The following is a 936-nucleotide window of genomic DNA, read 5'->3' as shown; positions in this document are numbered from 1 at the left end:
CCATCGCACAAGGACGTCACCAGCACTTCCCATTCCCCGGTGCTCAGGCGCACACGCACGAAGCGCACACGCATACGCATCGGCAGGGCACGGCGGCGGATGTCCGCCGCCTTTTGCGAGCAGGGCGTGAGCGTGACGACTTGGCTGTCGGCACCCTGACCGCGCAGCATGGCTCGGGCCTGCTTGAAGGAGGCCGCCGAGCAACGGATCGCGAAGTCGATGCCACGCTGACTGAGTTCCGCCAGCAGATGATAGGAGGGGTCGTTGCGATCGGCCAACAGCAAGTCGCCCGGGCGGGCATGCTCCAGATGCGCCACCGCCAAATCCACCTCATAGGCATCGGCCCGCTCCAGACGTGCGTCCAGGGCCACGCGGTTGCACAGATCATAGAGCACCGAGGCCAAGGCATCGGGGTGCTCTCCTTGCACCTTGCTGTCTTTGCCATTGCTGTAGGCGATGGTGCCAAAGGCCTCGCGCACGGCATCCGTGTCGGGCAGCAGCACCTTCGAGCCGTCCACTCCCAGCAGTCGAAACCCCCAGTAACGCGGGTAATCATCATCGCTGTAGAGCGTCTCTACCACGGCCTTCTCATTGATCTCGATAAAGGCCGTGTGCTTGAGTTGGTAACGTGCCTGGCAGAACGCGCTTGCCGTGACCAGCTCATCGCCCAGCCAGTTCAGCGCTTCGTTGAGGAGGTTCTGCAACGACTTCACGCTTTTTCTCAGCACCAAGGTCACCACCACGGCGAACGTGAGCACCCGCTCACGGGTGAAGGACCGCGCTGAGCTGCGATGGCGGGCCTTGAAGTCATCCTCGGTCAGCAGCTCACGGGTCTTCTCGATCCCCCGGTGACTTTTTTGCTCATTGCTATGATCTCGAAAAAACGTGAAGTATGCGGCATATTTTTGCGCTTTTCCTTAACTTAATGGCAGTGAC

At 60.8% G+C, this 936-nt stretch carries 1 protein-coding gene; it reads right to left on the bottom strand.

What is annotated here, in order from left to right; all coding sequences use genetic code 11:
• Positions 1 to 758, bottom strand: a 758-nt coding sequence (locus tag E1958_RS19610) for a transposase (RefSeq protein ID WP_166664711.1), incomplete at its 3' end; no start/stop codon positions are given.
• Positions 759 to 936 lie beyond the last annotated feature (178 nt).

This window comes from Candidatus Thiosymbion oneisti, from assembly GCF_004359955.1.
GTDB lineage: Bacteria > Pseudomonadota > Gammaproteobacteria > Chromatiales > Chromatiaceae > Thiosymbion > Thiosymbion oneisti.
Note: the sequence above shows the minus strand (reverse complement) of the source record. Positions and strands in the feature narration are given on the sequence as shown.